The 7,696-nt window shown below is 70.8% G+C and carries 6 protein-coding genes; 3 read left to right on the plus strand and 3 right to left on the minus strand.

From position 1 onward, the window contains the following. The first annotated feature begins 302 nt into the window (after nt 1–302). Nucleotides 303–908 carry a molybdenum cofactor guanylyltransferase gene (locus ACLEQD_RS32120; protein WP_410389311.1) on the plus strand — a complete coding sequence of 202 codons (606 nt, stop codon included), beginning with the start codon at nt 303–305 and terminating at the stop codon, nt 906–908. Nucleotides 909–911: 3 nt separating this feature from the next. Here the strand turns inward: ACLEQD_RS32120 and nrfD are convergent, their stop codons facing one another. The 3 genes from nrfD to fdh are packed head-to-tail and all read right to left on the minus strand — an operon-like array spanning nt 912 to nt 6,188. After that, nucleotides 912–2,126, minus strand: a complete 1,215-nt coding sequence (gene nrfD / locus ACLEQD_RS32125; RefSeq protein WP_410389312.1) for an NrfD/PsrC family molybdoenzyme membrane anchor subunit — start codon at nt 2,124–2,126, stop codon at nt 912–914. Next, entirely contained in the window at nt 2,126–2,920 is a 795-nt protein-coding gene (locus ACLEQD_RS32130) for a 4Fe-4S dicluster domain-containing protein (protein ID WP_410389313.1), read from the minus strand. The genes nrfD and ACLEQD_RS32130 overlap by 1 nt, the downstream gene beginning before the upstream one ends. Before the next feature lie 4 nt (nt 2,921–2,924). Next, nucleotides 2,925–6,188 carry a formate dehydrogenase gene (gene fdh / locus ACLEQD_RS32135; RefSeq protein ID WP_410389314.1) on the minus strand — a complete coding sequence of 1,088 codons (3,264 nt, stop codon included), beginning with the start codon at nt 6,186–6,188 and terminating at the stop codon, nt 2,925–2,927. A gap of 305 nt (nt 6,189–6,493) precedes the next feature. Between fdh and ACLEQD_RS32140 the strand changes: the two genes are divergently transcribed. Next, on the plus strand, nt 6,494–6,889 hold the full coding sequence (locus ACLEQD_RS32140) for a response regulator (RefSeq protein ID WP_410389315.1): 396 nt from the start codon (nt 6,494–6,496) through the stop codon (nt 6,887–6,889). A gap of 124 nt (nt 6,890–7,013) precedes the next feature. Further along, entirely contained in the window at nt 7,014–7,625 is a 612-nt protein-coding gene (locus ACLEQD_RS32145; RefSeq protein ID WP_410389316.1) for a DUF2378 family protein, read from the plus strand. The last annotated feature ends 71 nt before the right edge of the window (nt 7,626–7,696 follow it).

Below are 7,696 nucleotides of genomic sequence, written 5' to 3' on the forward strand. Positions count from 1 at the left end.
GAGGCGGCGACGCCAGCGGCGAGGAACCGGCCATGGGCTTCCAGCAGGGGCAGGCGTGTGGGGGCCGCGGGCGCGATGGCATCGAGCGCGGCCAGTCGCGCGGCGGGGAGGGGAGTCAGCGGCATGCGTCCAGGAGGGGGCGCCGGACTCTATGACGGGGGGCGCGTGCCTTGTCCACGGGTGGCGTGGGACCGCAGGCTGCTCCCTCCCTCTGGGGCTTGGCGGAATCCAGGGAGTGACGCGTTTCCCGGGCGAAGCGGCAGGGGGGTGGACGGAGGGAAAGCTGTGTAGGGTCGGCGGACATGGATGGATCCACGACCTTTCCCGACGTGACGCTGGCCATCCTGGCAGGGGGGCAGGGGACCCGGCTGGGCGGTGTGGCCAAGGGGCTGCTGAGCGTGGAGGGGCTCACGACGCTGGAACGCCTGCGGGCGTTCGGGTCGCATTTCGAGGACGGGGTGCTGGTGGCGAATGTTCCGGAACCGTACGAGCGCTTCGGGCTTCGCACGGTAGCGGACGCGGTGAAGGGCAAGGGAGCGCCCGGAGGCGTCCATGCGGCCCTGGGCGCGGCGCGCACCGCGTGGGTCTTCGTGGTGGCGTGTGACATGCCGTTCGTCACGGAGGCCGCGGCGCGGGTGGTGCTGGACGCGCGGGCGGGTGACGTGGACGCGGTGTGCTTCGAGCGTGATGGACGGTGGGAGCCGCTCTTCGCGGCGTACCGCGCGGAGCTGGTGACGCGGTGGGGTGAAGCGCTGACGGAGGACCCGTCCATGCGGCGGGTGCTGATGCGCTTCCGCACGCGGACACTGCCCGTGGACGCACTGCGCGCGGTGGATCCGGAGCTGCGCGCGCTGGCGAACGTGAACACGCCGGAGGACCTGGCGCGCTACGGTGTTGCGTTGCCCTGATCATCACGGCTCCGGCTGCTTCACCATGAACCGTGCATACGGTGCCTCCGGCCGTGGCGCCGTGCGTGCCGCGCCCTGGCCCAGCACGGGCAACGGGAAGCTCAGCGGCTTTCCGTCCGATGCCACCGTGTTCCCGTCCACCTGCGCCGCTCCCAGCCCCTGCCGTTGTCCCTGGAACGTGGCCTGGGGGTTCCTCGCGGAGGCCTTGCCCGCCTGGATGATGCCGTAGCGCGCGGTCACCGCGCCCACCGTGGACAGCACGCCCGCTGTCACCTGCTTCCACCGTGCCCGCCCCGGCAGCACGTCCACCACCAGCCCGGCCAGCGAACACGTCCGCGACAGCATCCACAGCGCTCCCGACGCTCCCGAGCGCAGCGGCTTGCCCACCTCCGCGACCTGCCGCGCCTCCAGCTCCACCGCCTCGCGTGTGAAGAGCTCCGCCACCTTGCCCGCGATGCGGAAGCGGCGCAGCACCCGCTCCTCCTTGTCCGTGTGCGGGAACAGGGACAACAGGCTCCCCGCGCTCGCGGTCGCGGAGGACATGAAGAACAGCGGCAGCGTGCGCCCCACCTGCTGCCACAGGGGCACCGCCGTGTTGCTCACCAGCACCGCCGTGTACCCCGCGAGCGGCAGGCCCAGCGCCGCGCCCATCCAGCCCGCCACCCGCCCCAGCCCGCCCAGCGCTCCCGGCCTCCGCCGCAGCACCCACGCCGCCGAGTTCACCGCGCCCGAACCCGCCAGCACCCACGAGCCCATGCTCATGGGCGACGTGGGCCGGAACACGCGCAGCATGTTCAGGAAGCGCGACGGCCGGCCCAGGTCGTGGATCAACAGCCCCGCACTCAGGATGTCGCCCGCCAGGCCCACCGTGTGACAGCGCTCCGCCAGCCGCTCCAGCCGCCGCCCTCCGAAGGACTCCAGCGCCACCCCGAGCACGCTCGCCGCGCCCGCCACCCCGCCCACATAGAAGTACGCCGGGATCGTCCAGATCCACAGCGGCTCCTTCAACACCGGCATGCCGTAGTAGCTCGGCGCCTCCGCGCTGTCCGGCCCCGACCTCGACGGCACCGTGCGCAACACGTCCATCCCCTGCCGAGCGGGCTCCGGATCCTTCACCTGCTGCTGTGCACCCTCGCCCTCCAGGATGCCCGAGCGCGGATCGATGTTCCGCCCGTCCGCCTTGCGCTGAAGCCGGTCCAGCAGCGTGTCGTCGCTCATCACCCCTCCCGCCCCAGCACCACCGCGCCCACCGCCACCGCCACCATGCCCACCGCGCCCACCGCCACCGAGGCCCATGACCGCAGCGCCTTCTTCGTCGGCACCACGGGGTCGGGCGGCAGGTTGTAGACCTCCGGCTTGTCCAACAGCAGGAAGAACGCGTTGAGCCCGCCCGTGCCCGGCTGGCTCTCCGCGTCCTTCCCGTACAGGTACGCGTCCGTCACGCCCTGCTGGTGCAGGTCGCGCACGCGCGTCTCCGCTCGCGCGTGCAGTTCGTCCAGGTCGCCGTACTGGATGGACGCCGTGGGACACGCCTTCGCGCACGCGGGCGTCTGGTCGTCGCCGATGCGGTCGTAGCAGAGCGTGCACTTCCACGCGCGCCCGTCGTCCTCGCGCCGGTCAATCACCCCGAACGGACACGCCGACACGCAGTAGCCGCAGCCGTTGCACACGTCCGGCTGCACGTAGACCGTGTCGAACTCCGTGCGCACGATGGCGCCCGTGGGACACGCCTCCAGACAGGCCGCGCGCTGGCAGTGCTTGCACACGTCCGACATCATCAGCCAGGAGAAGTCCCCCGCGCCCGACGTCTGCCCCTGCAACGGCACCGGCCGCTCCACGAACGCCACGTGCCGCCACGTCGCCGCGCCCAGGTGCGCCGTCTGGTCGTAGGACATGCCCGTGAAGTGGAAGCCGTCGTCCGGCAGCTGGTTCCACTGCTTGCACGCGACCTCGCACGCCTTGCAGCCGATGCAGAGCGTCGTGTCCGTGAAGAACCCCTTGCGGCTGCCCATGCGCCTATCCCTTCCCCTCGGGTTCCTGCGCTTCCGTGTGGTCCGTCTCCCCCGGCGGCGTCACGTCGCGCGGCACCTCCGGCACCGTGAGCGGAGGCGGCGCCGCGCCCGCCGCGGCCCGCTCGCCCGAGCGCATCCTTCCTGCCCGCAGGTCCGCCGTGAACGCCTTCGACTCCTGGATGTCCACGTTCTGATCCGCGACGAACGCCGTCAGCTCGTTGGCCCCTTCCCCGCGCACGCGCCCCGTGACGCCCCAGTGGTACGGCAGGCCAATCTGGTGCACCCGCCTTCCCTTCACCTTCAGCGGGCGGATGCGCTCCGTGACCAGCGCCCGGCACTCCAGGTCCCCTCGCGCCGTGGCCAGCGTGCACCAGTCGCCGTTCTTCAGCCCCTTCTCCCGCGCCAGCTCCGGGGAGATTTCACAGAACATCTCCGGCTGCAGCTCGCTCAGCCAGGACAGCCAGCGCGACATGCCGCCCGCGGTGTGGTGCTCGGTGAGCCGGTAGGTCGTGACGAGGTACGGGTAGCGCGGGTCGCCCCAGGCCCGGTGATAGGGGTTGTCCTTGCGCCTCCACTCCTCGCGCGTGGGGCTGCACTGCTGCGCGTAGAGCGGGTTGGGCACCACCGACTCCATGGGCTCGTAGTGCGTGGGCAGCGGCCCGTCCATCAACCCGCTGGGCGCGAAGAGCCAGCCCTTGCCGTCCGCCTGCATCAGGAACGGATCATTGCCCGCGAGCGTCGCCAGCCCCGTCGCGCCCTCGGGGGGCCGGTACTCCGGCGGCCGGTCCGCGATGAAGTCCGGCACGTCCTCGCCGGTCCACTTCTTCTCCCCGGCGTCCCACCACACGTAGCGCTTGCGCTCGCTCCAGGGCTTGCCGTCCACGTCCGCCGACGCGCGGTTGTAGAGCAGCCGCCGGTTGGACGGCCACGCCCAGCCCCACTCGGGCGCCACCCACGTCTGCTCCTGCCCCGGCTTGCGCCGCGCCGGCTGGTTGACGCCGTCCTTGTAGCAGCCCGAGTAGATCCAACAGCCGCTCGCCGTGGAGCCGTCGTCCTTCAGCGCCGTGAAGCCGTCCACCGGCTTGCCGTCCGCCACCGTGTAGCCGTTGATCTCCTTGAGCACGGCCTCCGCGGAGGGCTCCGCGTGCGGCCCGTGCGTGGGGTAGTCCCACGTCAGGTCCAGCAGCGGCGCGTCCTTGGGGGCCGTGGAGCCCGCGTAGAGGGCGCGCAGCTTGCGCCCCAGGTGGTAGACGAAGTGCAGCTCGCTGCGCGCGTCCCCCGCCGGCTCCACCGCCTTGTGATGCCATTGCAGCAGCCGCTGCGTGTTGGTGAAGCTGCCGTCCTTCTCCGTGTGCGCGGCGGCCGGGAAGAAGAACACCTCCGTCTGGATGTCCTCCGGCCGCACCTGCCCGGCCTGGACCTCCGGCGCCGTGCGCCAGAACTCCGCCGTCTCGATGAGGGTGAAGTCGCGCACCACCAGCCAGTCCAGCTTGCGCAGCCCCTTGCGCTGGAGCGCCCCGTTCATGCTGCCCACGGCGGGGTTCTCCCCCATGACGAAGTAGCCCTGGAGCTTCCCGTCCGCCATGTCCGCCACCGTCTGCATGTGCGAGTGGTTCCCCGTCAGCCGGGGCAGGTGCGCGAACAGGTAGTCGTTGGCCTGCGTGGCCTTGTCCCCGAACCACGCCTTGAGCAGCGACACCGCGTACTTGGGGAACTCCGTCCACCAGCCGCCGCCGGACTTGTTGCTCCGGATGTAGTGCTCCAGCCCGTCCGTGCCGCTGGCGCGAGGCATGGGCAGGTAGCCGGGCAGCAGGTTGTAGAGCGTGGGGATGTCCGTGGAGCCCTGGATGGACGCGTGCCCGCGCAGCGCGAGGATGCCGCCGCCGGGCCGGCCGATGTTGCCCAGCAAGAGCTGGAGGATGGCCGCCGTGCGGATGTACTGCACGCCCACCGAGTGCTGCGTCCAGCCCACCGCGTAGCAGAACGCGCTGGTGCGCTCCGGGTTGGAGTTGTCACACAGCGTCCGCGCCACCTGGAGGAACAGCGCCTCGTCCACGCCGCACACCTGGGACACCACCTTCGGCGTGTAGCGGGCGAAGTGGCGCTTCAAGAGCTGGAACACGCACCGGGGATGCTGGAGCGTTTCGTCGCGGTGCTCGTCGTGCACGTCCAGGCGGTGGTCCTGCCCGCCCGCGCCCGCGCCCGGCTCGTCCGTCAGCTCCTTGTGGCCCGCCGCGGGGACGGCGCCCGCCACCCCCTGGTACTGCCAGGACGCGATGTCATAGCGGTTGTCCTTCGGCTGGAAGCCGCTGAAGAGGCCCTCCAACTCCTCCGTGTCCACGAAGTCCTCGCGGATGAGCGTGGCCGCGTTGGTGTACTGCACCACGTAGTCGCGGAAGTACCGCTCGTGCTCCAGCACGTAGTGGATGAGCCCGCCCAGGAACGCGATGTCCGTGCCCACGCGGATGGGCGCGTACACGTCCGCCACCGCGCTGGTGCGCGTGTAGCGCGGATCCACGTGGATGACCTTCGCGCCCCGGGCCTTCGCCTCCATCACCCACTGGAAGCCCACCGGATGGCACTCGGCCATGTTGGAGCCCTGGATGAGGATGCAGTCCGAGTGCTGCAGGTCCTGCTGGAACGTCGTGGCGCCGCCGCGACCGAACGTGATGCCCAGACCGGGCACCGTGGACGCGTGTCATATTCGAGCCTGGTTCTCCACCTGCACGACGCCCAGCGCGCTGAACAGCTTCTTGAGGAGGTAGTTCTCCTCGTTGTCCAGCGTCGCCCCGCCCAGGTGCGCCAGCCCCAGCGTCCGGTTCACCCACTGGCCCTTCGCGTCCGTCACCTCGAACGTCGCGTCACGCGTGCGCTTCACGCGCTCGGCCACCTTGTCCATCGCCTCTTCCAGCGCGATGGGCTCCCACTGCGTGCCGCCGGGGCGGCGGTAGAGGACCTGGTGGACGCGCTGCGTCCCCGTGACCAGCTGGAAGGTCGCGGCGCCCTTGGGACACAGCCGCCCGCGGGAGATGGGGGAGTGCGGGTCGCCCTCGATGTCGAGGATGCGACCGTCGCGCACGTGCACCTCCTGCCCGCAGCCCACCGCGCAGTACGGGCAGATGGACTTCACGACCGCATCCGCGGACTTCGTGCGCGGCGCCAGCGCGCGGCTGCGCGCCGTCATCGCCGTGTCCCCCAGCGCCCGGCCGTCACCTCGGGTGAGCTGCCGCAGCACGGGCCAACCGCTCAACAGATCGCGGAACTTCAAGGCCGCTCCTCCCCCGCTTGGAAGCGCATGTGGAACCTCCGTCCGGAAGATGGGGACGCGCGGCGCGGCAGGCCAGTGGGCAAGGTCCGGCGCGGGGTCCCGAACCGGGTGGGAGCAGGCGAGCAGGCACGAAAACGCACCGCGCCCGAAATCAGACCGGGGGGCTCCAGCCGTTATTTCTCCACGGCGCCAACGCCTTGTCCGGCTCCACCCTCCCCGTGGGCCCTCGTGCCTTCAGGAGGAGCCGGGTGACCCACAGCCACATGAAGGCCGGAGGTGTGGCGGAAAGCGAGTGGAGACACTGCATGACAGACAGTGCCCCCCCCATCCTCTTGATAGAGGACGAGGAAGACATCCGGGACGCGGTCGCGACGCTGCTGGAGATGGAGGGCTATCGCGTCGCGCAATGCATCCACGGCGAGGACGCCTGGAACTGGTTGAAGTCCCATCCCCGCCCGGGCCTGGTGCTGCTGGACCTGATGATGCCGGTGATGGACGGACAGGCCTTCCTCGCGCGGCTGTCCGAGGCGCGCATGATGGAGGGCGTGCCCATCATCGTGCTGTCCGGCAGCCCCTTCCATCCTCCGGGCGCGACGGCCTATCTGCGCAAGCCGGTGTCGGTGGCTTCCTTGATGGAGGTGGTGCGCCGGTTCCTGCCTTCATCATCCGGGGAAGGCCCGGAAGGACCCCGCACGTCGTGAAACATGTGTCACGTGGCGCGAGGCAGGCCCATCCAGGACTCGCGATGGAACGGGACCTGTGGAATCCTCGCGCCCGCCAGGTCCCCGCCTGGTCCAGTCCCCCCTCATTCAAAGGACGACGCTGATGCCGCACGGCGCGCTGAATCTCCCCGACGACGTCGCTCGTGACCTGGAGGCTCGCCTGGCCGCGACGACGCCGGAGGACACGAGCCGGGGCCTGTTCTTCCTGGGCGTGCTGGACGCGGTGCGGTTCCTGGGCGGACCGGAGGCGGTGACGCGCTGTCTGGAGCAGGTGGGCGAGACCGCCGACTTCATGCCCATGCAGACCTATCCGTTCCCGCGCTTCCTGCGGCTGTCCTACGTCGCGGCCGAGCAGCTCTCGTCGCTCGTGGGCGGGCATGAGGCGGCGCAGCGGCAGATTGGCACGCAGGCGATGCTGGACTTCCTCAACTCCATGTTCGCGCGCGACTTCGTGCAGCAGGCGGGCGGCGACCCGAAGCGGCTGCTGGAGCTGATGCACTCCGGCTACCGCACGGCGCTGAACTTCGGCGAGCGCACCGTGGAGTGGACGGGGCCCACGTCCGGCCGGGTCATCATGAAGCGCTCGCTGATGCCGGTGCCCTACAACGAGGGCATCCTCCAGTCCGCGCTGGAGGTGACGGGCGTGCACGACGTGCAGGTGAGCGGCAAGGCACAGTCGCTGGTGGACGCCGTCTACGACGTCTCCTGGTCCTGACGTCCCGCGCGTCCTGCCCCCCGGCCCGCAGGGCGGCCGGGCGAGGGAGGGGCGCGCGGAGGATTTCGGGG

Origin of the sequence: Corallococcus sp. 4LFB, from assembly GCF_046520365.1 — a bacterium.
Lineage (GTDB): Bacteria > Myxococcota > Myxococcia > Myxococcales > Myxococcaceae > Corallococcus > Corallococcus caeni.